We start from the raw sequence: 23,250 nt of genomic DNA, 5'->3' as shown, positions 1-23,250 counted from the left end.
GACACCGCCCCGCGGTGCCCGAATCCCGAGGAGCACCACCATGACCAAGCGACTTGCATCCGTTGCCGCCCTGGCACTCCCCCTCGCCCTTCTGCTCGGCGCGTGCGCCAGCACGGGCGACGACACCGCCGGCGATGCCGCGCAGGAGGGCCCCGTCCGCATCGGCGTCGTCGGCGCCGGCGACCCCTACTGGGAGACCTACACGGAGGCGGCGGCCGACGAGGGCATCGAGGTCGACATCGTCGACTTCACCGAGTACACGCAGCCGAACCCCGCCCTCTCCGCCGGGGAGCTGGACCTGAACCAGTTCCAGCACATCATCTACCTCGCCACCTACAACGTGAACGCCGACGACGACCTCGTGCCGATCGGCTCGACGGCGACCTACCCGCTCGGCCTGTACTCCACCCAGTACGACTCGGTCGACGACATCCCCGCCGGCTCGACCGTCGTCGTCCCCGACGACGAGAGCAACCAGGCGCGCGGCCTGCTCGTCCTGCAGGCGCAGGGCCTCATCGAGCTGAAGGACGGCGGCTCGGTCTTCTCGACCGTCGCCGACGTCGAGCCGGGCTCGAAGGTCACGGTCGAAGCGCTGGATGCCGCTCTCACCGCCACGTCGCTCCCCGACGTCGCCGGCGCCGTCATCAACAACGACTTCGTCGAGGATGCCGGTCTGAGCTTCGAGGACGCGCTGGCCACGGACGACCCCAGCGACCCGAGCGCCCAGCCCTACATCAACATCTTCGCCGCGAAGGCCGAGGATGCCGACAACCCGACCTACCTGAAGCTCGTCCAGATCTTCCAGGACACGCAGGCCGTCACCGACGGACTGCAGGAGGCCTCGGGCAACTCCGCCGTGCTCGTCAAGACGCCGGCCGACGAGCTCGTCTCCGCCCTGAAGGACGTCGAGGACGACATCCGCGCCAACCAGTGACATCCTGCGTGTGCGGCCCGTTCCCGTGGACGGGCCGCACACGCATGTTCCGTTCGAGGAGCCGCCATGACTCTCATCCGTCTCACCGGGGTGACCAAGAGCTATCCGCCGTCGACCAAGGGCGGTGATCCGGTCGTCGCCGTCGACGACGTCGACCTGGAGATCGCCGCGGGGACGGTGTGCGGCATCGTCGGGTACTCCGGCGCCGGCAAGAGCACGGTGCTGCGTCTGGTCAACGCGCTCGAGTCGCCCACGAGCGGACGCGTCGAGATCGACGGCCGCGACATCACCGGACTGCGCGAGCGTGATCTCCGCACCCTGCGCGGCGACATCGGCATGATCTTCCAGCAGTTCAACTTGTTCGACTCACGCACGGTCGCCGGGAACGTCGCGTACCCGCTCGAGGTCGCCGGCACACCGCGCCCCGAGATCAAGACGCGCGTGGCCGAACTGCTCGACTTCGTCGGGCTCGGCGGCAAGGCGCGCAACTACCCCGAGCAGCTCTCCGGCGGTCAGCGTCAGCGCGTCGGCATCGCCCGAGCGCTGGCGACGAGTCCCCGCATCCTCCTCGCCGACGAGGCGACGAGCGCGCTCGACCCCGACACGACGCAGGAGGTGCTGGCGCTGCTCAAACGCGTCAACACCGAGCTCGGCATCACCATCCTCGTCATCACCCACGAGATGGAGGTCGTGCGAGCGATCGCCGACCGCGTCGTCGTCATGGAGCACGGTCGCATCATCGAGAGCGGCGAGGTCTTCGACGTGCTGTCGGCGCCGCAGCAGCCCGCGACGCAGCGCTTCGTCGCCAGCATCATCGACGAGGTCCCCGCGGGCGAGAAGCTCGCGGCTCTCCGCGTGCGTCACCCCGGGCGCCTCGTGACCTTCACCATTCGCGACGGGGAGTCGACCCAGGCGGAGGTCTTCGCCGCACTCTCGTCGCACGGTGTGCGCTTCGAACTGATCCACGGCGGGATCAACGACATCCGCGGCCGCGTCTTCGGGCACCTCACGCTCGCGCTGTCGGGCGAGACGGATGCCGTCGACCGCGCGATCGCCGCGGCATCCGCCCACGCCCCGCTCATCGAGGAGGACTCCCGTGGATAGACTCATCGACCTTCTGCCCGAGCTCTGGCCGGCGACGGCCGAGACCCTGTACATGATCACGCTCAGTCTGATCTTCGGCGGACTCGCGGGCTTCCTCATCGGTCTCGCCCTCTACGCCACGCGCGCGGGCAGCCTGTTCCCGAACCGCGTGGTCTTCGGGATCGTGAACGTCATCGTCAACACGTTCCGCCCCATCCCGTTCATCATCCTGCTCGCGGCCGTGCAGCCGCTCGCGCGCGCCGTCGGCATCCGCGGGATCGGCATCGAGTTCGGCGTCTTCGCGATCTCGATCGCCTCGATGTTCGCGATCGGCCGCATCGTCGAGCAGAACCTCCTGACCGTCCGCCCGGGTGTCATCGAGGCGGCACGCGCGTCGGGAGCGAGCCGGTCGCGCATCCTGTTCCGCCTCGTGCCGCGCGAGTCTCTCGGCCCCCTGGTGCTGGGTTACACCTTCATCGTGGTCGCGCTCGTCGATATGACGGCGATCGCCGGGGCGATCGCCGCGGGCGGCCTCGGTCAGTTCGCCCTCGTCAACGGATTCCGCCAGTTCAACCCGTGGGTGACGTGGGCGGCCGTGCTGGTCATCGTCGTGATCGTGCAGGGCGTGCAGTTCTTCGGCAACGCTCTGGCGCGCCGCATCTTGCGTCGCTGACGCGGCCCCCGCGCGGCACCCCGCGAGGTCCCACTTCGGCCGACTATGAGCGTCCCTCTCCCGGCCGAAGTGGGACCTCGCTCCGTGTCAGGCCCGGATGGCCGCCATCACTGGCAGACCAGACCGTCGTCGGGCACGGTGCCGTCGACGAAGTAGGACTCGACCGCCGCATCGACGCACGCGCTCCCCTTCTGGAAGCCCGTGTGCCCCTCGCCCTCACGTGTGACGAGCACGCCCGAGGCGAGCTGGTCGGCGAGGGACACGGACCATTCGTAGGGGGTGGCGGGGTCGTTCGTGGTGCCCACGACGACGATGGGCGGAGCCCCGTCGGCGGTGATCTCGCCACGCGTGCCCGTCGGCGGGTACGGCCAGACCTCGCACAGATCGACGCTCTCCCAGTACGGCGCGATCGTCGGCGCCTCGGCGGCGATGCGTGCGTTCGCGGCGGACTCGATCTCCGGGGTCAGGTCGTCGGGGTAATCCATGCAGTTGTAGGCGCGGAAGGCCTCTGACGAATTGTCCTGGTACGTTCCGTCGGCGGACCGCGCGAAGTAGAAGTCCGCGAGCACGAACGCGGTCTGCGGGTCGCCCCCGAGGGCGCCGGCGAGCGCCTGCGTGAGGATGGGCCAGTTCCCCTCCGCATACAGCGCCGCGATGATCGCGGTCATGAGCGAGTCCGCTCCCAGCTGCCGCCCGTCAGCGGCGGGCAGCGGCGAGGTGTCGACGCTCGCCAACAGGATGCCGAGGTCGGCCATCGCGTCGTCGACCGAGCCCCGGAACGGGCACTCGCCGGTGTCGAGGCACGATCGCATGTACGCCCGCAGCGCGGACTCGAAGCCGACGGCCTGGGTCGTGCTGACGTCGATGGAGGGAACGCTCGGATCGATCGCGCCGTCGAGCACCAGGCGCCCGACCTTCTCGGGGTAGAGCTTGGCGTAGGTCGCGCCGAGGAAGGTGCCGTAGGAGTAGCCGAGGTAGTTGAGCTTCTCGTCGCCCAGCACCCCGCGCAGGAGGTCCATGTCGCGGGCCGCGAACTCCGTCGTGATGAAGGGCAGGATGCCGTCGCTGTTCTGCTCGCACGCAGCGGCGAACGACTCGTTGCGCTGCGTCAGCTCAGCCCGCCATTCCGGCGTGCCGCGGGGAGCGGCCGGGATGTCGAAGAAGTACGCGTCGGTGCCCGCGGCATCGAGGCAGGCGACCGCGCTCGATCTGCCGACACCTCGGGGGTCGAATCCGATGACGTCGTACCGGCTCGCCAGCACGTCGCCGACCGCGAACTGCGCACTGTCGGCGACGAGGTCGTACCCGCTCGCGCCGGGACCGCCCGGGTTCACCAGCAGCGACCCGAGCGCGTCGCCACGGTCGGCGGCACGACGGACGACGGCAAGCTCGATCTCCCCGTCACCCGGGGAGTTCCAGTCACGGGGCGCCCGCACCGTCGTGCAGTCGTAGGAACCGGCATCCGCACCCGTGCACGACTCCCAGGCGAGTTCCTGCTCGTAGAACGGCAGCAGCTCGGCGGACACGCCGTCGACGACGGGCGTGCGACTGGGCGCCGGCGAGGACTCGGGCGGGATCGCGTTGTAGACGCAGCCCGTGAGAGCCATGACGGCGGCGCCGACGAGGGCGACGGCGGTGACGAGTCGACGAGGAGCTTTCACGGGGTCCTTCCGCTGGCCACGGTGATGAGCATGCTTTCGAGCGCGAGCAGCGGCGCCGCGTTGCCCTGGAGGTTCGTTCGGGTCGCAGCGATGCGATCGAGCACGACGAGAGTGCGGTCGGGAGTCCAGGCGGTCGCGAGGGAGCGCAGGTCGTCGGCGAGCTCGAGGTTGATGAGATCGTCGCCCCGGCCGAACTGGAGCATGAGCGCGTCGCGGTACATCGACTCCAGGTCGGTCAGGACGCGATCGATGCCGTCGCGGAGGCTCCGTGTCGCGCGCCGCTTCTGATCGTCCTGAAGGGCGTTCAGCTGACCGCGCACGGCCGGCGGCACCGGTGCGCCCGGGGCGATGCCGAGGGTGCGCAGCAGCGCCTCGCGCTCCGCCTCGTCGCGTTCGGCGGTGAGCGCCTTGGCGTCATCCGTCGCCGCAGCGACGACCCGCCCGGCGACCTCGACGGCGTCCGAGACGCCGCGGACCGCGAGGACGTCGCGGAGGGTCGATTCCCGGCGCCGTCGCGACGCGTCGTCGGTCGCGAGCCGCTGCGCCATGCCGATGTGTCGCTGCGCGAGCCGCGCCGACTGCTCGGCGACGGCCGCATCGACGCCGGTACGCGCGGTGATGAGCCGGGCGACGTCCGCGACATCGGGCTCGCGCAGCCGGAGCATCCGCACCCGGGAGCGGATGGTCGGCAGCAGGTCGGCGTCGCTCGGGGCGCACAGGATCCAGACGGTCTTCTCCGGCGGCTCCTCGAGCGCCTTGAGGAGCACATTGCTCGTGCGCTCGACCATGCGATCGGCGTCCTCCATGACGATCACACGGTAACGACCGAGCGACGGCGAGAAGTACGACCGCTCGACGAGGGCGCGCGCGTCGCGGATGGTGATCACGACGCCCTCGGTGCGCAGCGCCGTGAGATCCGGGTGCGTCCCCGCGAGGACCTGGCGCATCGCGGCCTCGTCGCCGGGCTCGGCGATCAGGGCCGCGGCGAAGGCGTACGCGAGGGTGGAGCGCCCCGACCCGGGCGGACCCGTGATGAGCCATGCGTGCGCGAGCTGAGCCGGATCGGATGCCGCGGCCTGCAACGCCGCGACGGCGTCGCCCTGCCCCCACACGTCGCCCCACGGGAGCGCAAGCTCGGTCGCCGCTGCCATGTGATCAGCCTACGGGGAGCCGCCGACGCGCCTCACCGGGCGTCGAGTGCGCGCGCGACGCGGGCGCGGATGTCCGCCGAGATCTCGGGGGCGGGACGCGAGGCGTCGACGACCAGGAAGCGGTCGGGCTCGGCAGCGGCCAGATCGAGGAACGCCCGGCGGACGCGCTCGTGGAACGCGGCCTTCTCGGCCTCCAGCCGGTCGAAGGGCTTGTCGTCGGCGTCGAGACGCGCGCGGGCCTCGGCCGGGTCGAGGTCGAGCAGCACCGTGAGGTCGGGAAGTGCGCCGTCGGCAGCCCACAGCGAGATGCGCCGCACCTCGTCGGCATCCAGCACACGGCCTGCGCCCTGATAGGCCACGGAGGAATCGAGGTAGCGGTCCTGGATGACCACCTCCCCGCGCGCGAGCGCCGGACGCACGAGGGTCTCGACGTGGTGCGCGCGGTCGGCTGCGTAGAGCAGCGCCTCCGCGCGTGGGGCGATGTCACCGCGGTGGTGCAGCACGATCTCGCGGACGAGCGTCCCCACCTCGGTGCCGCCCGGCTCGCGCGTGCGCACCACCGTCCGACCCGATTCGGCGAACCACGACTCGAGAGCCGCGGCCTGCGTGGTCTTGCCCGCCCCGTCGCCGCCCTCGAGGGTGATCCAGATGCCCGACTCCCCCGCGGTCACTTCTTCTTCGCCGCGGGCTTGCGCGTCGTCGTGGTGGTCTTGCGCGTGCGCTTGGGAGCGGGGCCCTTCGCTCGCTTGTCGGCGAGCAGCTGCACGGCGCGCTCGAAGGTCACGTCGTCGGCGTTCTCGCCGCGCGGGATGGTCGCGTTCGTCTCACCGTCGGTGACGTACGGGCCGAAGCGGCCGTCCTTGAGCTTGATCGGCTTGCCGCTCGTGGGGTCGGCCTCGAACTCCTTGAGCGCGCTCGACGCCGCCCGCGCGCCATACTTCGGCTGGGCGTAGACCGCGATCGCCTCGTCGAGGGTGATGTCGAACAGCTGCTGCTCGCTCTGGAGCGTGCGCGAGTCCGTCCCCTTTTTCAGGTACGGGCCGTAGCGACCGTTCTGCGCGGTGATCTCGTTGCCCGACTCGGGGTCGACACCGACGACGCGCGGCAGCGACAGCAGCTTCAGCGCCTGCTCGAGGTCGACGGTCTCGACGCTCATCGACGAGAACAGCGACGCCGTGCGGGGCTTCGGCGCGGCATCCTTCTTGGTCGTCTTCTTCTTGGGCGCCGCGACCTCGCCGGTCGCTTCGTCGACCGTCTCGTCGGGCTCGGGCTCGAGCTCCTGCACGTACGGCCCGAAGCGCCCGTCCTTCACGACGATGAGCTTGCCGTTCTCGGGGTTCTCGCCGAGGACGCGGTCGCCCGCGACCGGCGCGTCGATGAGCTCCTGCGCCTTCTCGGGCGTGAGCTCGTCGGGTGCGAGATCGTCCGGGACGTTGACGATGCGCGTCTCGCCCTCGGCGACGGGCACGTCGAGGTACGGACCGTACTTGCCGAAGCGCAGTGTCGCGACGTCGCCGATCGGCGTCGCGTTGAGCTCGCGAGCGTCGATGTCGCCGAGGTTCTCGACGATGTTGCGGAGACCGACGTGGTTGTCGGAGCCGAAGTAGAACTCCTTCAGCCACGCCTCGCGAGCCTGCTCGCCGCGGGCGATGGCATCGAGGTCGTCCTCGAGCGCCGCAGTGAAGTCGTAGTCGACGAGGTCGGAGAAGTGCTGCTCGAGCAGACGCACCACGCTGAACGACAGCCAGCTCGGCACGAGCGCCTGACCGCGCTTGGTCACGTAACCGCGCTCGATGATGACGTCGATGATGCTCGCGAAGGTCGAGGGGCGACCGATGCCCTTCTCTTCGAGCGCCTTGACGAGACTCGCCTCGGTGTACCGGGGCTTGGGGCTCGTCGCGTGACCCTTCGGCTCGACGTCCGAGAGGCGCAGCTCATCGCCGACGACCACCGCGGGCAGCGACTGGTCGGCGGAGCGATCGTTGTCGCCGCGCTTCTCGTCGTTGCCCTCCTCGTACGCCTCGAGGAAGCCCTTGAAGGTGTAGACCGTTCCGGATGCCGTGAACGCGGCGGTCTTGCCCGACGCGGCGACCTCGAGGGTCACCGTCGTGGTCTCGTACTTCGCATCCGACATCTGGCTGGCGACGGTGCGCTTCCAGATGAGGTCGTAGAGGCGCTGCTCGTCGCGGTCGAGCCCGGAGGCGACCGAGGCAGGAGTGCGGAACTCCTCGCCCGAGGGACGGATTGCCTCGTGCGCCTCCTGCGCGTTCTTGGCGTTGTTGCGGTACGAGCGCGGGCTCGCGGGCACGGCGCGGTCACCGTAGAGGGCGACCGCCTGCGTGCGCGCCGCCGTCACGGCCTGCGCCGACAGCGCGGTCGAGTCGGTGCGCATATAGGTGATGTAGCCCTTCTCGTAGAGACGCTGGGCGACGCTCATCGCGTGCTTGGCGCTCATCGAGAGCTTGCGGCCCGCCTCCTGCTGCATCGTGGAGGTCGTGAACGGGGCCTTGGGGCTGCGGGTGCCGGGCTTGGCCTCGACAGCCGTCACCGACGCGGCGGCGACCTTCTCGATCGCCGCGGTGAGTTCGCGCGCCTCGGTCTCGGAGAGGACGACGACGGCCTTCTTCAGCGAGCCGCTGTCGTCGAAGTCGGTGCCGCGGGCGAGCGGTGCGCCGTCGAGACGGGCGAGGCGGGTCGAGAACGAGCCGCCGTCCTTGGCCGCGTGGGCCTCGATGTCCCAGTACGACGCCGAGACGAAGGCCATGCGCTCCCGCTCGCGGTCGACGACCATGCGCGTCGCGGCGGACTGCACGCGACCGGCGCTCAAGGCCTGACCGTCGCGTCCGGATCCGATCTTCCGCCACAGCACCGGCGAGACGTCCCAGCCGTACAGGCGGTCGAGCACGCGGCGTGTCTCCTGCGCGTTGACGAGTGCGAGGTCGAGCTCACGGGTGTTGCCGGCCGCCGCGCGGATGGCGTCCTTCGTGATCTCGTGGAAGACCATGCGCTTGACGGGGACCTTGGGCTTGAGCACCTCGAGGAGGTGCCACGCGATGGCTTCGCCCTCGCGGTCCTCATCGGTGGCGAGCAGGACTTCGTCGGCGCTCTTCAGGGCGCGCTTGAGCTCGGCGACGGTCTTCGTCTTGCGGTCGCTGACCACGTAGTACGCGTCGAACCCGTTCTCGACGTCGATGGAGTACTTGCCGTACGCCTGCTTCTTGTCGGCCGGGATGTCCTCTTTCTTCGCGAGGTCCCGGATGTGACCGACCGAGCTGAGCACTTCGTACTCGTCGCCCAGATATCCCTGGATCGACTTCATCTTCGTCGGGGACTCGACGATGACGAGTTTCTTGCCACCTGCCACGAGCCATCCTTTCTCCGACGCACACCATACACGCGCTTGACAGGGTGAAGTCCTGGGAGCGGGCGCGCCATATCCTTCAGCCGGAATGAGCGGCCGGTGGGCCCGCGCGGGCGCGCGCGTGCACGCGGAATACACCCGCGGCGGCGGCAGCCGTGACGGTCGCCGACACGCCGTCCATCTCGCAGCCGACGAGAGACAGCCCCGCGCTCGTCACGATCTCCTCCGCGCGTTCGCACGGGGCTCCCGCGACGAACCCGAGCGCCGTGTCGGCAGCGGCGACCGCGGCGGTGTCGGCGGTCGCCGCTGCGCGGGCCGCGGAGACGGCGGCGGATCCGACGGCACCGAGCCCCATGCCGAGGGTCGCCACGACGGCGAGCACGCCGATCGAGACTGTCGACCCGGCCATCACCCGCCTCCCGCGAGGGCGCACGCCCGAGCACGCAGCGACGTAACCGGCAGAGGTATGCCGTGTCCGGCCGTCACGACCGCGCAGACGAGATCGCCCTCGGCGGTGAGGGCGAGGGATGCGCCGGGGACGGCGGCATCGACGGCCGCGCGCGCTCGCGCAGCATCCTCGCCGCGTCCCGACAGACGCGCCGCCTGCGCGGCGGCATGCTCGAGTCGGACCTGCGTCCCCGCCGCGACGAGGGTCGCCACGGCCAGCATCACCACCAGCAGCGCCGCGGGCACGACGACCGCGAACTCGGCCGTGACCGCTCCGCGGTCGTCGAGCCGCCGGATCATTGCACCGTCAGGGCACGGCGAACGAGATCGGTGAGGATGCCGCGCACCTCGTCGCTGCGCATGATCAGAACCAGAAGGCCGGCGAAGGCGACGGCGGCCATCGTCGCGATCGCGTACTCGGCGGTCGCCGCGCCGGACTCGTCGGCGAACAACCGCGCGGCTCGGGCTCGCGTGAGTCGCGGGATGGATGTCGGGGGCAGGGGTCTCCGGGTCATGGGTGCTCCTCTTCGGTGCGGGTATCGGATTCGGTGGGCACGGTTCGTCGGCGGTGCGTCGCGTCGGCGTCACAGGGGCATCGGGGTCGCGGTGAGCACGCCGAGCAGCATCGGCACGACACCCACGAGCAGGAACGCGGGAAGCGTGCACACGCCGAGCGGGATGAGCAGCCGCGACGAGAGCTCGGCGGCGCGGAGGCGGCCGGCGACGCGCGCCTCGTGACGGTCGAGGTCGGCGCTCGCTCGCAGCAGCTCGACTGCGGGCGCCCCGGCAGCGGCCGAGAGCTGCAGCACGGCACGTGCGGCCGGGTCGACGGCCCCGCCGGCATCCTGGAGCACCCTCTCGGCGCGCTCGATCGAGACGCCGCCCGACAGGGCGATGGCCAGCATCTCGGCGGACAGGCCCGCGACCTCGCCGCTCGGCTGGGCGCGCGCGACGAGTCGGCGGGTCCAGAAGCGCGCGAGCATCATGAGGGCCGCGCCGCCCGTCAGGCTGGCGGCTCCGAGCGGATGCGCGACGGTGGCGACGGGGTCGAAGCCGAGGGCCACCGACAGCGCGACCGCGACGAGCGGCAGCCACGCGACGAGGCGAGCGGTCGCCGCCGGTTCCGCGAGGGCGACGCGGATGTCGTCGCGAGTGCGCTCGGCGGCGCGCACCGCCTCGGCGATCACGCGGAGACTGTGCGCGAGCGGCGCGCCCACGGTCGACGCGACCTGCCATGCCGCCCCGGCGTCGCGCCACGCGCCGCCCCGGGCCGCGATCGCCCCGGCGAGGTCGGTGCCGGCATCTCGTCGCGACACCACGGCCGACGCGGTCGCATCTCCGCTCGCGGCGAGATGTCGCCATGCGACGTCGGGGGCGATGCCGGCCTCGAGCAGCACCGCGATGCGCTGCAGCGTCGACGCCACCGTCGCCGCGCCCGCCTCGGCGGGTGTCGACCCGGATGCGCGCCGGCGCGACCTCACGATCCTCCCTCGAAGTCGGACGCCTCCTCGAGCTCCCAGCCGTCGCCCGCGAGGACCGGCCGCGCGATGCCGAGCACCCGCCGACTGCCGTCTGCCCGCCCCACGTGGATGACGGCACCGATCGCGCTGACGACCTGGCGGGCGACCGTGCGACCGTCCCAGCCCGCTAGGGCCCCGAGGGCCTCGAGGCGCGCCGGCACGTCGCGGATCCCGCTCGCGTGCACGGTTCCCGCGCCACCGTCGTGCCCGGTGTTGAGGGCCGTCAGCAGCTCACGCACCTCTTCACCCCGGCACTCCCCCACGACGAGGCGATCGGGCCGCATCCGCAGCGCTTCGCGCACGAGCCGCGCCAGCGTGACACCACCAGCGCCCTCGAGGTTCGGCTGCCGAGCCTCGAGGCGGACGTGATGCGGGTGATCGATGCGCAGCTCGGCGACGTCCTCGATGGTCACGATGCGCTCCGCCGCAGCGGCTTCGCCGAGAAGCGCCGCCAGCAGCGTCGTCTTGCCGGCGCCGGTGGCACCGGTCACGAGCAGGTTGACGCGATTCGCCACGAGCGCCCGCAGGCGGGAGGCGGTGGCGGCGTCGAACATACCGGCGCGTCCGAGATCGTCGAGCGACGGCCGCTCCGGGGCCGGAAGCCGGATGGAGACGAGAGCGCCCGCGCACGATATCGGCGGCAGGACCGCATGAACCCGGATGCCGCCCTCCCACCGCACGTCGGCGCACGGTGTCGCATCGTCGAGATGACGGCCGCCGAGGGCGATCGACGCCACGGCGAGCGCACGGGCGGCGTCGGGCTCCGCAGACCATCCCTCGACGGGCCGGGCGCCGTCGCCGCGGTCGACGAAGAGGGCTCCGTCGCCGTTGATGAACACGTCGGTCACGTCGGGATCGGCCAGGTACGGCCGCAGCGACGCGAGCGCGGGGTGGTCCGGCGGCGTCCGCCGAGGACGAGTGGGCGCGGCCGCACCGCGAGGCACGACGACGAAGGGCTGCGGCATGACCTCACGGTAGGAACGCCGCGGCTCGGCAGCCGGCCGGGTCAGCGCATCCGGGGGACGTCGTCGTCTGCGGGCGCCTGGGGAGGAACCGCGCTCGCGATCGCTCCCGGAAGAAGAGAAGGACGGCATCCCGATTGGGGGATGGGATGCCGTCCACGCAGCATCCCGCCGCTTGGGGGGTAGGTCGGGAGGCCACGGGCGCGGACGATGTCCGGCCGATGTCGAGTTTACGCTCCCCCGCCACGGGCGGCCAATCCGAGGGTCCGCTTGACGCGAATCGCACCACCTACTATCGGCGGTAGCCCGGGGTCTTCCCCGCGGCCTAGATTGACCGGACGCCGCCCGGTGCGGCGAGCTGACCGACCGCGAAGGAGCGAGCCGCATGAGCAGCCAGATCGACCACCTGCTGACCGAGACGCGACGATTCGCGCCGCCCGCCGCGTTCGCCGCGGCCGCCGTCGGGACCGCCGAGCTGTACGAGCGGGCCGCCGCCGACCGCGAGGGCTTCTGGGCCGATCAGGCGCGGGAGCTGCATTGGCACACCCCGTTCACGCAGACGCTCGACTGGTCGAACCCGCCCTTCGCGAAGTGGTTCGACGACGGCGAGCTCAACGTGGCCTACAACTGCCTCGACCGGCACGTGGAGGCCGGCAACGGCGACCGCGTCGCGCTGCTGTGGGAGGGCGAGCCGGGCGACGACCGACGCGTGACCTACGCGGAGCTCACCGATGAGGTCAAGCGCGTCGCGAACGTGCTCACCGAGCTCGGCATCGAGGCGGGCGACCGCGTTGCCATCTACATGCCGATGATCCCCGAGGCCGTCGCGGCGATGCTCGCGGTGGCCCGCGTCGGGGCCGTGCACTCGGTGGTGTTCGGAGGCTTCTCCGCCGACAGCCTGCGCACCCGTATCGACGACGCCGGCGCCAAGCTCGTCATCACCGCCGACGGCGGTTACCGCAAGGGCAAGGTGTCGCCGCTGAAGCCGGCCGTCGACCAGGCCCTCGCCGATCGCGGGTCGGGGCCGCAGCAGAGCGTCGAGCACGTCCTCGTCGTGCGCCGCGGCGGCAACGACATCGAGTGGACCGACGGACGCGACCTCTGGTGGCACGAGGTCGTGCCCGCCGCATCCGCGGAGCACGAGGCGCAGCCCTTCCCCGCCGAGAACCCGCTGTTCATCCTGTACACCTCCGGCACGACGGGAAAGCCCAAGGGCATCCTCCACACCTCCGGGGGATACCTCACCCAGGCGGCCTTCACCAACCGCGTCGTCCACGACCTGCATCCCGAGACCGACGTGTACTGGTGCACCGCGGATATCGGCTGGGTCACGGGACACTCCTACGTCACCTATGGACCGCTCGCGAACGGCGCGACGCAGGTGCTCTACGAGGGAACGCCCGACACGCCGCATCCGGGCCGGTCATGGGAGATCATCCAGAAGTACGGCGTCACGATCTACTACACGGCGCCGACGGCGATCCGCTCGTTCATGAAGGTCGGCCGGCAGGTCCCCGCGGAGTTCGATCTGTCGAGCATCCGACTGCTCGGGTCGGTGGGTGAGCCCATCAACCCCGAGGCGTGGATGTGGTACCGCAGCGTCCTCGGCGGCGGCGAGGCTCCGATCGTCGACACGTGGTGGCAGACCGAGACCGGCGCGATCATGATCTCGGCCCTCCCGGGCGTCACCGAGGCCAAGCCCGGCTCCGCCCAGGTGGCTCTTCCCGGCATCTCGATCGACGTCGTCGACGAGAACGGCGGACCCGTCGGCGAGGGCAACGGCGGCCTGCTCGTCATCACCGAGCCGTGGCCGAGCATGCTGCGCGGCATCTGGGGCGACCCCGACCGCTTCGTCGAGACGTACTGGGCGAAGTTCGACAGCCAGGGGTACTACTTCGCCGGAGACGGCGCGCGCCTCGACGACGACGGCGACATCTGGCTCATGGGCCGCGTCGACGACGTCATGAACGTCTCTGGTCACCGTCTGTCGACGACGGAGATCGAATCGGCGCTCGTCGGCAACGAGGCCGTCGCCGAGGCGGCCGTCGTGGGAGCCGCCGACGAGGCGACCGGACAGGCGGTCGTCGCGTTCTGCGTCATCAAGCAGTCGTACATGACGAAGCACGAAGAGCTCGACGGGCTCGTCGGCGAGCTGCGCGCGTGGGTCGCTCAGCAGATCGGCGCCATCGCCCGCCCCCGCGACGTCTACCTCGTCACGGAGCTGCCGAAGACCCGCTCGGGCAAGATCATGCGACGACTGCTGCGCGATGTCGCGGAGGGGCGCGAGGTCGGCGACACGACGACCCTGGCCGACACCATGGTCATGAGCACCATCTCCGGCCAGGTCACCAAGAAGTAGGGCTCTCACGACGGCGCGGGGCGGCGCTTCGGCCACCCCGCCCGTGCAGAACTCATGAAGATCGACACCGGCCGTGCCGACACCCGCGGAACTCCGCGGTTCGGGCTGCCGGATGCCGCCGATCCTCCTGAGTTCTGCACGTTGGGACGGCCGCCTCTTCAAGACGCTCGCGCCGCAACTCCGCAGAGACGGCAGCAGCTCGAAGCGGGGCTCCCCGCGATCCGGGACGGCACTCGCTCCGGCTCTCGGATCTGAGGAGTTCGTGCGGGCTGCTGCGCCCCGCGCGGCGGGCTCGGCCGCGCCCGGTCATCGGCGGACCGCTGGTACCGTCGCCGGATGGCGATTCTCGGCTGGCTGATGATGGCGACGGCGTCGGCACTCCTCTTCGCCGCGCTGCACCGGACGCTGCTCGCCAATCCCGACACGCTCGTGCCGTTCACGAGGAACGCCGACGTCGTCCCGCGGCACAGCGCGCTACTGCGGATCATCGCCGCCGTGCTGTTCGTCGCCGCGGTCGTGTTCCTCGGTCCGTCGACCGGGTTCTGGTCCGCGCTCATTCCCCTCGGCACCGCCCTCGGCGCGTGGGCCGCGATCGAGGGACACAACCGCCGGATCGACAACGGCCGCGCCGACGAGTGAGCGCCGGATCAGTCGCCGGCCTTCTCCAGGCCGCGCGCGCGGATCTCGTCGAGGTCGAGCGAGGCGAGGATGCGGCGCGCCAGCAGGTCGTCGATCTTGCCCTCGCGCCGCAACCGCAGCAGCACCTCGCGCTTGCGGTCGAGCACTGCGAGGTTCAGGCGCACGGTCTCGCTGTGGCGGATGAGCGGCGAGCGCTGCTCCATGTCGACGTCGTCGCTCACCGCGATCATCTCGAGCTGCGACGCCGCGCCCCGGCCGTCGTCGATCGCCGCCGGCGGGACGGGGCCCATCCGCGCCGCGTCCGCATCACCGTCGTCGACGTCGATCGCGTCGGACGCGGCGCGCTGCTGCGCCTCGGCGGCCCGCAGCCGGGCGATCGAGCGCGCGTTGGCGAGCTCGAGGCGCTCGTAGCCCTCCCGGCGGGCTCGGTCGCGGACGGCGTCGCTCACCCCGTGCTCCACCGCCAGCTCGTCGAGCGCGGCCAGCGCCGCTCCCGAGATCGCCCGCTGCGCGAGCTCGAACTCCTCGATCGCCGCATCGTCGGACGGCAGCTTCGCCCACCGGATGACGGCCGGCAGGAGCGGCCCCTGCACGAGCAGGGTCAGCACGATGACGCCGGCGGTGACGAACACGATCGCATCACGTCCCGCGACGGCCTCGCCGCCGGCGGTGGTGATGGGCACCGACAGCGCGATCGCCAGCGACACCGCGCCGCGGAATCCCGACACCGTGCTGACGAGGCGTGACCGGTGCCGGAGCGTCCGGCTCGACCCCGCAGCCGGTCGTGAGAACGGCGAGAACAGCCACTGGAAGAGATAGCGCACCACGAACAGCGCGATCCACGCGGCGGCCGTGATGAGCAGCAGACGGCCGATCTCGGAGGGTGAGATCTCGTGCAGCACGAGCTGCACCTCGAGTCCGATGAGCACGAAGAGCGCCCCGTTGAGCAGGTAGACCCCGAACGGCCAGGTCGCATCGGCGGCGCGCCTCGAGGTCGCGGTCGTGATGCGCGGCGAGACCCACGCGACGATGAGTCCGGCGAAGACGACCGCGAGAACCCCGGAGGCGCCGATGATCTCCGCGACGAGGAATGCCACGAAGGGCACGAGCATGAGCGTCAGGTTGATCGTCAGCGTCGAGTTCATGCGTCGGAGGGCCACGTACGCGAGCGCCGCGACCGCGATGCCCGCCGCCGCGCCCCCGACGTACGACAGCACGACCATCCCGGTGATCGACCACGGCGTCACCTGATCGCCGAGCAGGAGCGAGACCGCGATCGCGTACAGCACGAGCGCGGTGCCGTCATTGGTCAGGCTCTCGGCCTTCAGCTTCATGAACGTCCGCGGTGGGAGCAGTCGCCCGAGGGCGGCGACGGCCGTGGCATCCGGCGGCGCGACCGCCGCACCGAGCACGAGCGCGGCCTCCCACGGCACACCGAGCCACGTCGCGACCCCGGCCACAGCGAAGGCGGAGGCGACGACGAGCAGCGTGCTCATCGGCACGATGTAGCGCAGCGAGCGGCGCACCGACCGCACCGACGTCGTCCACGCCTCGCGGAAGAGCAACACCGGCAGGAACAGCAGAAGCACCGTCTCGGGCGGCAGCTCGATCGCGCGCAACTCGGGCACGAACCCGAGAAGCAGCCCGATCACGAGCAGGACGAGGGGCGTCGCGACCCGAAGCCTCGGCGCCAGCACGGTTCCCACGAGCAGGGCGATGCCCAGCAGAACGGTGACCTCGAGTCCCTGCATGAGTGCGCCTTTCGTCAGCCCCGCTCAGCGCAACGCACGAGCGGCTCCGATCATGCCGCGCTCGGGCGGGATGCGCGAGGGCCGACGTCCCGCGGGTCAGCCGAGCGCGAAGACGACCTCGACCTCGACGGGCGAGTCGAGCGGCAGGACGGGAACGCCGACCGCCGAGCGGGCGTGGCGCCCGGCCTCGCCGAAGACCTCGCCGAGCACCTCGCTGGCACCGTTGATGACGCCGGGCTGCCCGGTGAAGGCGGGGACGGATGCGACGAAGCCGGTGACCTTGACGACGCGGACGAGCCGGTCGACCCCGCCGGCGACATCGGCCGCCGCGGCAATCGCATTCAGCGCGCAGCGCCGGGCGAGCTCCTTCGCCTGGTCGGCCGGGACGAGGCCGTCGCCGTCGCCCACCTTGCCGGTCGCCGGCAGGGCACCGTCGACCATCGGCAGCTGGCCCGACGTGTAGACGAGATCGCCGTGAACGGTCGCGGGGATGTACGCCGCGACCGGGGGCACGACACCGGGCAGCTCGATGCCGAGCTCGGCGAGACGAGCCGAGACGCTCATGCCCCGGTTCCCTCGAACTGCTGCGCGGCCTGATGCGCGGCTCCGAGACCGGCGTTGGCCGCTCCCCCGCCGACGGGTCGCTTGAAGTACGCGACGAGTCCGCCTTCGGGTCCGGGCACGATCTGCACCAGCTCCCAGCCCTGCTTGCCCCAGTTGTTGAGGATCGCGGCGGTGTTGTGGATCAGCAGGGGCGTGGTGAGGTACTCCCACGTCGTCATCGGGGGCTCCGATCTGTGGCCGGGAAACAAGGGGCACGACGGCGTCTCCTCGGGCTTTCGCCCAGGTATCTCGCTTACGATCAGCCTATGCCTCACAAGAAACGCACGGCCACCGGTGTGCTCGGCGGCCTCGTTGGCCTCGTCGGCCTCAGCGCCGTGGCCGGTGTCCTCGTCACCGCCACCGTGACCCCGGCGATCGCCGTGTCCGGCTATGCGGCGACCAGCGCGATCGACGTCTTCGACAACATGCCGAGCTACCTCGAGATCGACCAGCTCATGCTGCCGACCGAGTTCTACCGCAAGGACAGCGACGGCAACGACGTCCTCATGACGCAGTTCTACGACCAGAACCGCGTGCCGGTGAACTGGGACCAGGTCGCGCCGGTCATGTACGACGCGATCATCTCCAGTGAGGACAAGAACTACTACACGCACGGCGGCGTCGACCTGCTCGGCACGGCCAGCGCCGTGTTCGGCAACCTCCGCGGCGGCGACACCCGCGGTGGTTCGTCGATCACGCAGCAGTACGTCAAGAACGTGCTGCAGCAGGCGTGCGAGAAGGACGCGGTCTCGCAGGAAGAGGTCGAGGCGTGCTTCCGCACCACGACCGTCTCCACCGGCACCGACGGCATCGAGCGCAAGCTGCAGGAGATGCGCTACGCCATCCAGCTCGAGAAGCGCTACCCGAAGAACGACATCCTGCTCGGGTACCTCAACATCGCCCACTTCGGCGGCACGGTCTACGGCATCGGCGCCGCAGCTCAGTACTACTTCTCGACGGATGCCGCGAACCTGACCATCGCTCAGGCCGCCGCGATCGCGGGCATGGTGCAGGAGCCGAACACGTACCGTCTTGACCGGCCCGACAGCGAGACCAACGGAGCCGCGAACGGGTACGCGCTGACGAAGAACCGTCAGGTGTACGTGCTGAACCGCATGCTCTCCGACGGCAAGATCACGCAGGAGGAGCACGACGCGGCCGTCGCCGAGCCCATTACCCCCGCGATCCAGGAGCGTCCGCAGGGCTGCCAGCTCGCCACGGGCTACGAGTTCTTCTGCGAGTACGTCACGAGCATCGTCCTCTCCGACCCCGCGTTCGGCGAGACGCCCGAGGATGCGCAGCGCAACCTCCGCCGCGGCGGCATGAAGATCTACACGACCATCGACCCCGACCTGCAGGCCACGGCCCTCGACGCCATGTCGGTCGTCCCCGGCTCGGACGGACGCCTCAACCTCGGCTCCTCGGCCGTCCAGGTCGAGGTCGGCACCGGCCGCGTGCTCTCGATGGTGCAGAACCGGCCGTACTCGCCCTCGGGCGCCGAGGACGGCAGCACGACGCCGGTCAACTACAACGTCCGCAACGTCAACGGCGGCGGCGGCCACCCGGCCGGATCGACCTACAAGGTGTTCAGCCTCGTGAACTGGCTCGAGCAGGGTCACTCCGTCAACGAGGTGCTCAACGGCCGCATCGGCAACAAGCGCGTGCTGACGAGCTGCGACGGCGCGACCCAGAACGTCCGAGCCGGTAACGGCGGAGCCGCGAACGAGGTCGGCAACTTCCAGAACAGCAGCGGCTACAACGGCACGGTGCGCAAGTTCACCGAGGACTCCCTCAACTCGGGCTTCCTCGCGATGGCCGAGCGCATCTCGGTGTGCTCGACGAACCAGGTCGCGATGAAGATGGGTGTGATGCAGTCCAACGGCGAGCCGCTGGACCAGAACAACAACCCCTACGACATCCTCGGCTCGGCGGCCGTCGCCCCGATCGACATGGCGCAGGCCTACGCCGCGATCGCCGGTGGGGGCAACCTGTGCCAGTCGAAGGTCATCGACCGCGCTGTCGACGCCAACGGCAACGAGATCACGCCCCAGACCTCGTGCTCGTCCGCCATCTCGGCGAACGTCGCCGCCACCGCCGCGTTCGCGCTCCAGGGCGTCATGAACGCCACGGGTCAGGGCGCACGCACCAACGACGGCACCCCGATCTTCGGCAAGACCGGTATCCACGAGTACGAGCACACCTGGATGGACGGAGCGAGCTCGAAGGTCGCCACGGTCGTGTGGGTCGGCAACGTCAACGGCTTCGCGAAGCTGAACGAGTACCGCGCCAACGGCTGGCGACTCGACCAGATCCGTAACGCGATATGGCCCGAGATGCAGCGCGCGGCCAACCGCAAGTACGGCGGCGACGCGTTTCCGACGCCCGATTCGAACCTGACGAAGAACGTCCTGACCGACCTTCCGAACGTCGTGGGTCAGTCCGTGGAAGACGCTCAGCGCACCCTCGAGGGCGCCGGCTTCTCGGTGAACGTCGCCGAGCCGATCGACGCCCCGGAGGCGGCCGGCACGATCGTCGCCCAGGACCCGGCCGGTGGCCGCGCCGCCGGCGGCGCCACCGTCACCATCACGCCCAGCAACGGCGAGGGCGTGGCCCTTCCGTCGGTGTCGGGCTCGCCGCAGGATGCCGAGCGGCAGCTGCGCGCGGCCGGATTCACCAGCGTGACGACCGCGTGTACGGAACAGGACGGCGCTCAGCCGACCGTGACGGGCACGGATCCCGCGGCCGGCAGTACGGTGGGGCGAAGCACCCAGATCACCATCCAGTACACGGCAGACGACTGCTGATGGGAAGCGTCGCCACGACGCTGAAGACGATCGCCACCGCCGGCGCCCTGGGCGCCGGCGGTGCCGCCGTCTGGGGCATCGGCATCGAGCGGTATCTCTTCACCGTGCGGGAGCACGATCTCGCGGTCCTGCCCCCGGGAAGCGCGAGCATCACCGTCCTGCACCTCTCGGACGCGCACATGGCGCCGTGGCAGCGGCGAAAGCAGCGTTGGATCGCCGAGCTCGCCGAAGACGTGCAGCCCGATCTGGTGATCAACACGGGCGACAACCTCGGGCACGAGCGCGGGCTCGACGGCATCCGCGTCGCTTTCGCTCCGCTGCGCAGCGTCCCGGGGTTCTTCGTGCACGGCTCGAACGACGAGTACGCGCCGAGCGGCCGCAACCCGATCCGCTACTTCACCGGCCCCTCACGGCACGCGAAGTCCGCCCCGAAGCTCGACACCGACGCGATGGACGACTTCTTCAGCGCCGACCTGGGCTGGGCGGACCTCGACAACGCCGCCGCCACGGTGCGGCTCGACGGCATCCGGATCGACGGCTTCGGTGTGAACGACGCGCACCGCGACTGGGACGACCTCGGCGCTCTTCCCGCCGCCCTCGAGGCGCTCGGAGCGCGGGATGAGGCCACCCTCGCGGTGGGCGTCACCCACGCCCCCTATCGCCGCGTGCTCGACTCGTTCGTCGACCTCGGCGCCGACGTGATCTTCGGCGGCCACACCCACGGCGGACAGGTGCGCGTACCGTTCTCGTCACGCGCGCTCGTCGCCAACTGCGACATCCCGCTCGACCAGGCTCGTGGTCTCAGCTCGTGGGGTCCGGATGCCGTTCCGCTGAACGTCAGCGCCGGCCTCGGTCACTCGATCTACGCGCCGGTGCGCTTCGGATGCCGTCCCGAGGCGTCGGTGCTCACGCTCCGCGCCCGGACGCGCTGACGGGCTTACCCCGATTCGTCTTCGGAGCCGAATCGGGGTAAGCTTGGAGGGTTGCCACGGGGTGTGGCGCAGCTTGGTAGCGCGCGTCGTTCGGGACGACGAGGCCGCAGGTTCAAATCCTGTCACCCCGACAGCAGAGAGGCTCCGCCGGAAGGCGGAGCCTCTCGCATATCCCCGGAGAACGGAGCACGGATGCCCACCCCTCGCCTGGTCGCGTTCGACCTCGACGACACGCTGGCCCCCTCCAAGAGCGCGATCGATCCGCGCATCGGCGAGCTGCTGCTCGCCCTCGCCGAGCGCGTCGAGGTGGCGATCATCTCGGGCGGTCAGCTCGCCCAGTTCACCGCGCAGGTCGTCGACCTGCTGCCCGAGACCGACGGCGACCACCTCGCGCACTTCCACCTGCTTCCCACCTGCGGCACGCAGTACTACCGCATCTCCCCCGCCGGCATCGAGACGATCTACGCGCGGACGCTGAGCGACGACCAGAAGCAGCGCGCCCTCGCCGCCGTCGAGGGCGAAGCCCGGCGTCTGAGACTCTGGGAGAGCGAGACCTGGGGTCCGATCCTCGAAGACCGCGGATCGCAGATCACGTTCTCGGCCCTCGGGCAGCAGGCGCCCGTCGACGCCAAGACCGCGTGGGACCCGACGGGCGAGAAGAAGAACTCCCTCCGCGAGGCCGTTCAGGCGCTCCTCCCCGACCTCGAGGTGCGCTCCGGCGGCTCCACCTCGGTCGACATCACCGAGCGCGGCATCGACAAGGCCTACGGCATGAACCGGCTCGCGGAGCAGACCGGCATCCCGCTGGGTGACATGCTCTTCGTCGGCGACCGTCTCGACGAGAACGGCAACGACTACCCGGTGCTCGCGATGGGCGTCGAGTGCCACGCCGTCGAGGGTTGGCATGACACCGCCGCGTTCCTCGAGACCCTGATCCCGACGCTGCCCGCGCGCTGAGCGCCGCGCCGCCCGGCGAAACCGCAACCGGGCACCGAACCAGCAGCTCGCAGCTGCTGCCTCGGTGCCCGGTTGCTGTCTCGCGGGGGCGTGTCAGGCGCGGGAGGCCTCGGCTGCGGAGACCGCTGCCGCGGAGACGGGCGTCAGGCGCTGCAGCTGCGTCACGTGCCGCGGCTCGAGCTCCTCGAGACTCGCGACGCCCAGCAGCTGCATCGTGCGCTCGATCTCGGTGCGGAGGATCGCGATCGTGCGGTCCACGCCCTGCCGACCGCCGGCCATGAGTCCGTAGAGGTATGCGCGACCGATGAGGGTGAACTTCGCACCGAGGGCGACGGATGCGACGATGTCGGCGCCGTTCATGATCCCCGTGTCGATCATCACCGTCGCGTCGTCGCCGACCTCGCGGACGACCTGCGGCAGCAGGTGGAACGGGATGGGCGCCCGGTCGAGCTGACGGCCGCCGTGGTTCGACAGGATGATGCCGTCGACGCCGAGATCGATGAGGCGCTTCGAGTCCGCGACGTTCTGCACGCCCTTGATGACGATCTTGCCCGGCCACATCTCGCGGATGACCGACAGGTCGTCGTAGCTGATCGTCGGGTCCATGGCGGCGTTCAGCAGCTCGCCGACGGTGCCGCCGGTGGTGTTGAGCGAGGCGAACTCGAGCTTCGGCGTGGTCAGGAAGTCGACCCACCACCACGGACGCGGGATGGCGTTGACGATCGTGCCCACGGTCAGCTGCGGCGGGATCGAGAAGCCGTTGCGCTTGTCGCGCAGCCGCGCACCGGCGACCGGGGTGTCGACCGTGAACATCAGGGTGTCGAAGCCGGCCTTGGCTGCCCGCTTCACGAGACCGTACGAGATGTCGCGGTCGCGCATCACGTAGAGCTGGAACCAGTTGCGCCCGTGCGGGTTCGCGGCCTTCACGTTCTCGATCGACGTCGTGCCGAGGGTCGAGAGGGTGAACGGGATGCCGGCGGCACCGGCCGCGGACGCACCGGCGGACTCGCCCTCGGTCTGCATCAGGCGGGTGAACCCCGTCGGAGCGATACCGAAGGGCAGCGCCGAGCGGCCGCCGAGGATCTCGGTCGAGGTGTCGACGGACTCGGCGGGACGGAGGATGTCGGGGTGGAACTCGATGTCCTCGAACGCCTGTCGCGCGCGGGCCAGCGACAGCTCCCCCTCGGCGGCGCCGTCGGTGTAGTCGAAGGCGGCCTTGGGCGTGCGGCGCTTGGCGATCGTGCGCAGGTCGTCGATCGTGAGCGCGCTGTTCAGCCGGCGACGGCGACCGTTCAGATCGGGCGTCTTGAACTGCATGAGCTCGAGCAGCTCGGGGATCTTCGGAAGTTGGCGGGTGACCATGGTTCTCCTCGTGCGGGGTGGAAATCGTCCGTGGCGCCGCGGCGCCGCGAG

General features: G+C 70.6%; 21 protein-coding genes and 1 tRNA gene. 9 read left to right on the top strand and 13 right to left on the bottom strand.

All coding sequences use genetic code 11. From position 1 onward, the window contains the following. The first annotated feature begins 40 nt into the window (after window positions 1-40). From F6B42_RS12450 to F6B42_RS12440, 3 genes are all read left to right on the top strand, one after another. The gene (locus tag F6B42_RS12450) at window positions 41-934 is read left to right on the top strand and encodes a MetQ/NlpA family ABC transporter substrate-binding protein (protein WP_150420004.1); all 894 of its coding nucleotides are present in this window, start codon (window positions 41-43) and stop codon (window positions 932-934) included. Between the two features lie 66 nt (window positions 935-1,000). After that, the gene (locus F6B42_RS12445) at window positions 1,001-2,038 is read left to right on the top strand and encodes a methionine ABC transporter ATP-binding protein (RefSeq protein WP_150420003.1); all 1,038 of its coding nucleotides are present in this window, start codon (window positions 1,001-1,003) and stop codon (window positions 2,036-2,038) included. Next, window positions 2,031-2,690 carry a methionine ABC transporter permease gene (locus F6B42_RS12440; protein ID WP_150420002.1) on the top strand — a complete coding sequence of 220 codons (660 nt, stop codon included), beginning with the start codon at window positions 2,031-2,033 and terminating at the stop codon, window positions 2,688-2,690. Before F6B42_RS12445 ends, F6B42_RS12440 begins: the two co-directional genes overlap by 8 nt. Before the next feature lie 107 nt (window positions 2,691-2,797). On the opposite strand, the gene F6B42_RS12435 is transcribed toward F6B42_RS12440, so the two are convergent. The 9 genes from F6B42_RS12435 to F6B42_RS12395 all read right to left on the bottom strand — a co-directional run bounded on the left by F6B42_RS12435 (window position 2,798) and on the right by F6B42_RS12395 (window position 11,795). Further along, a complete protein-coding gene (locus tag F6B42_RS12435) occupies window positions 2,798-4,297 on the bottom strand; it encodes an alpha/beta hydrolase (protein WP_150420281.1) in 1,500 nt (499 codons plus the stop codon). A 50-nt stretch (window positions 4,298-4,347) separates the two neighbouring features. Beyond that, window positions 4,348-5,502, bottom strand: a complete 1,155-nt coding sequence (locus tag F6B42_RS12430) for a DNA polymerase III subunit delta' (protein WP_150420001.1) — start codon at window positions 5,500-5,502, stop codon at window positions 4,348-4,350. Between the two features lie 32 nt (window positions 5,503-5,534). Next, window positions 5,535-6,173, bottom strand: a complete 639-nt coding sequence (gene tmk, locus F6B42_RS12425) for a dTMP kinase (RefSeq protein WP_150420000.1) — start codon at window positions 6,171-6,173, stop codon at window positions 5,535-5,537. After that, entirely contained in the window at window positions 6,170-8,866 is a 2,697-nt protein-coding gene (gene topA / locus F6B42_RS12420) for a type I DNA topoisomerase (RefSeq protein ID WP_150419999.1), read from the bottom strand. The genes tmk and topA overlap by 4 nt, the downstream gene beginning before the upstream one ends. Window positions 8,867-8,942: 76 nt before the next feature. Continuing rightward, complete coding sequence (locus tag F6B42_RS12415) at window positions 8,943-9,272, bottom strand: Rv3654c family TadE-like protein (protein ID WP_150419998.1); 330 nt, start codon at window positions 9,270-9,272, stop codon at window positions 8,943-8,945. Continuing rightward, complete coding sequence (locus tag F6B42_RS12410) at window positions 9,272-9,610, bottom strand: TadE family type IV pilus minor pilin (RefSeq protein ID WP_150419997.1); 339 nt, start codon at window positions 9,608-9,610, stop codon at window positions 9,272-9,274. Before F6B42_RS12410 ends, F6B42_RS12415 begins: the two co-directional genes overlap by 1 nt. Continuing rightward, window positions 9,607-9,825 carry a DUF4244 domain-containing protein gene (locus F6B42_RS12405; protein ID WP_150419996.1) on the bottom strand — a complete coding sequence of 73 codons (219 nt, stop codon included), beginning with the start codon at window positions 9,823-9,825 and terminating at the stop codon, window positions 9,607-9,609. The genes F6B42_RS12410 and F6B42_RS12405 overlap by 4 nt, the downstream gene beginning before the upstream one ends. 69 nt (window positions 9,826-9,894) lie before the next feature. Continuing rightward, window positions 9,895-10,791 (bottom strand): type II secretion system F family protein, encoded by an 897-nt coding sequence (locus F6B42_RS12400; protein WP_150419995.1) that lies wholly within the window; start codon window positions 10,789-10,791, stop codon window positions 9,895-9,897. Beyond that, complete coding sequence (locus F6B42_RS12395; protein WP_150419994.1) at window positions 10,788-11,795, bottom strand: TadA family conjugal transfer-associated ATPase; 1,008 nt, start codon at window positions 11,793-11,795, stop codon at window positions 10,788-10,790. The genes F6B42_RS12400 and F6B42_RS12395 overlap by 4 nt, the downstream gene beginning before the upstream one ends. Window positions 11,796-12,177: 382 nt before the next feature. On the opposite strand from F6B42_RS12395, the gene acs reads away from it, so the two are divergent. Together acs and F6B42_RS12385 are read left to right on the top strand one after the other, a co-directional pair. Further along, window positions 12,178-14,151 (top strand): acetate--CoA ligase, encoded by a 1,974-nt coding sequence (gene acs / locus F6B42_RS12390; protein ID WP_150419993.1) that lies wholly within the window; start codon window positions 12,178-12,180, stop codon window positions 14,149-14,151. A 336-nt stretch (window positions 14,152-14,487) separates the two neighbouring features. Next, window positions 14,488-14,790: a hypothetical protein gene (locus F6B42_RS12385; RefSeq protein ID WP_150419992.1), complete on the top strand. Its 303-nt coding sequence runs from the start codon at window positions 14,488-14,490 to the stop codon at window positions 14,788-14,790. 8 nt (window positions 14,791-14,798) lie between these two features. Here F6B42_RS12385 and F6B42_RS12380 read toward each other — a convergent pair whose 3' ends face one another. The 3 genes from F6B42_RS12380 to F6B42_RS12370 all read right to left on the bottom strand — a co-directional run bounded on the left by F6B42_RS12380 (window position 14,799) and on the right by F6B42_RS12370 (window position 17,323). Beyond that, window positions 14,799-16,541 (bottom strand): Na+/H+ antiporter, encoded by a 1,743-nt coding sequence (locus tag F6B42_RS12380; RefSeq protein WP_150419991.1) that lies wholly within the window; start codon window positions 16,539-16,541, stop codon window positions 14,799-14,801. 96 nt (window positions 16,542-16,637) lie between these two features. Beyond that, a complete protein-coding gene (locus F6B42_RS12375) occupies window positions 16,638-17,105 on the bottom strand; it encodes a RidA family protein (RefSeq protein WP_150419990.1) in 468 nt (155 codons plus the stop codon). Further along, window positions 17,102-17,323 (bottom strand): DUF4177 domain-containing protein, encoded by a 222-nt coding sequence (locus F6B42_RS12370; protein ID WP_150419989.1) that lies wholly within the window; start codon window positions 17,321-17,323, stop codon window positions 17,102-17,104. Before F6B42_RS12370 ends, F6B42_RS12375 begins: the two co-directional genes overlap by 4 nt. Window positions 17,324-17,410: 87 nt before the next feature. Between F6B42_RS12370 and F6B42_RS12365 the strand changes: the two genes are divergently transcribed. From F6B42_RS12365 to F6B42_RS12350, 4 genes are all read left to right on the top strand, one after another. Further along, window positions 17,411-19,948 carry a transglycosylase domain-containing protein gene (locus tag F6B42_RS12365; RefSeq protein WP_150419988.1) on the top strand — a complete coding sequence of 846 codons (2,538 nt, stop codon included), beginning with the start codon at window positions 17,411-17,413 and terminating at the stop codon, window positions 19,946-19,948. Next, complete coding sequence (locus tag F6B42_RS12360; protein ID WP_150419987.1) at window positions 19,948-20,880, top strand: metallophosphoesterase; 933 nt, start codon at window positions 19,948-19,950, stop codon at window positions 20,878-20,880. The genes F6B42_RS12365 and F6B42_RS12360 overlap by 1 nt, the downstream gene beginning before the upstream one ends. Before the next feature lie 57 nt (window positions 20,881-20,937). Next, window positions 20,938-21,011: transfer RNA gene (locus tag F6B42_RS12355), tRNA-Pro, on the top strand. A 61-nt stretch (window positions 21,012-21,072) separates the two neighbouring features. Continuing rightward, a complete protein-coding gene (locus tag F6B42_RS12350; RefSeq protein ID WP_150419986.1) occupies window positions 21,073-21,837 on the top strand; it encodes an HAD-IIB family hydrolase in 765 nt (254 codons plus the stop codon). A 93-nt stretch (window positions 21,838-21,930) separates the two neighbouring features. Here the strand turns inward: F6B42_RS12350 and F6B42_RS12345 are convergent, their stop codons facing one another. Continuing rightward, window positions 21,931-23,199, bottom strand: coding sequence for an alpha-hydroxy acid oxidase (locus tag F6B42_RS12345; RefSeq protein WP_150419985.1), 1,269 nt, complete (start codon window positions 23,197-23,199; stop codon window positions 21,931-21,933). Window positions 23,200-23,250 lie beyond the last annotated feature (51 nt).

This window comes from Microbacterium radiodurans, from assembly GCF_008710705.1.
GTDB lineage: Bacteria > Actinomycetota > Actinomycetes > Actinomycetales > Microbacteriaceae > Microbacterium > Microbacterium radiodurans.
Note: the sequence above shows the minus strand (reverse complement) of the source record. Positions and strands in the feature narration are given on the sequence as shown.

Excerpts from the sequence above, each read along its gene's own strand:
- F6B42_RS12415 (WP_150419998.1), bottom strand. The coding sequence starts at position 9,272 with ATGGCCGGGTCGACAGTCTCGATCGGCGTGCTCGCCGTCGTGGCGACC.
- F6B42_RS12410 (WP_150419997.1), bottom strand. The coding sequence starts at position 9,610 with ATGATCCGGCGGCTCGACGACCGCGGAGCGGTCACGGCCGAGTTCGCG.
- F6B42_RS12350 (WP_150419986.1), top strand. The coding sequence starts at position 21,073 with ATGCCCACCCCTCGCCTGGTCGCGTTCGACCTCGACGACACGCTGGCC.
- F6B42_RS12395 (WP_150419994.1), bottom strand. The coding sequence starts at position 11,795 with ATGCCGCAGCCCTTCGTCGTCGTGCCTCGCGGTGCGGCCGCGCCCACT.
- F6B42_RS12385 (WP_150419992.1), top strand. The coding sequence starts at position 14,488 with ATGGCGATTCTCGGCTGGCTGATGATGGCGACGGCGTCGGCACTCCTC.
- F6B42_RS12450 (WP_150420004.1), top strand. The coding sequence starts at position 41 with ATGACCAAGCGACTTGCATCCGTTGCCGCCCTGGCACTCCCCCTCGCC.
- F6B42_RS12435 (WP_150420281.1), bottom strand. The coding sequence starts at position 4,297 with ATGGCTCTCACGGGCTGCGTCTACAACGCGATCCCGCCCGAGTCCTCG.
- F6B42_RS12365 (WP_150419988.1), top strand. The coding sequence starts at position 17,411 with ATGCCTCACAAGAAACGCACGGCCACCGGTGTGCTCGGCGGCCTCGTT.
- F6B42_RS12375 (WP_150419990.1), bottom strand. The coding sequence starts at position 17,105 with ATGAGCGTCTCGGCTCGTCTCGCCGAGCTCGGCATCGAGCTGCCCGGT.
- F6B42_RS12370 (WP_150419989.1), bottom strand. The coding sequence starts at position 17,323 with ATGACGACGTGGGAGTACCTCACCACGCCCCTGCTGATCCACAACACC.
- F6B42_RS12445 (WP_150420003.1), top strand. The coding sequence starts at position 1,001 with ATGACTCTCATCCGTCTCACCGGGGTGACCAAGAGCTATCCGCCGTCG.
- F6B42_RS12345 (WP_150419985.1), bottom strand. The coding sequence starts at position 23,199 with ATGGTCACCCGCCAACTTCCGAAGATCCCCGAGCTGCTCGAGCTCATG.
- F6B42_RS12430 (WP_150420001.1), bottom strand. The coding sequence starts at position 5,502 with ATGGCAGCGGCGACCGAGCTTGCGCTCCCGTGGGGCGACGTGTGGGGG.
- F6B42_RS12380 (WP_150419991.1), bottom strand. The coding sequence starts at position 16,541 with ATGCAGGGACTCGAGGTCACCGTTCTGCTGGGCATCGCCCTGCTCGTG.
- F6B42_RS12405 (WP_150419996.1), bottom strand. The coding sequence starts at position 9,825 with ATGACCCGGAGACCCCTGCCCCCGACATCCATCCCGCGACTCACGCGA.
- acs (WP_150419993.1), top strand. The coding sequence starts at position 12,178 with ATGAGCAGCCAGATCGACCACCTGCTGACCGAGACGCGACGATTCGCG.
- F6B42_RS12360 (WP_150419987.1), top strand. The coding sequence starts at position 19,948 with ATGGGAAGCGTCGCCACGACGCTGAAGACGATCGCCACCGCCGGCGCC.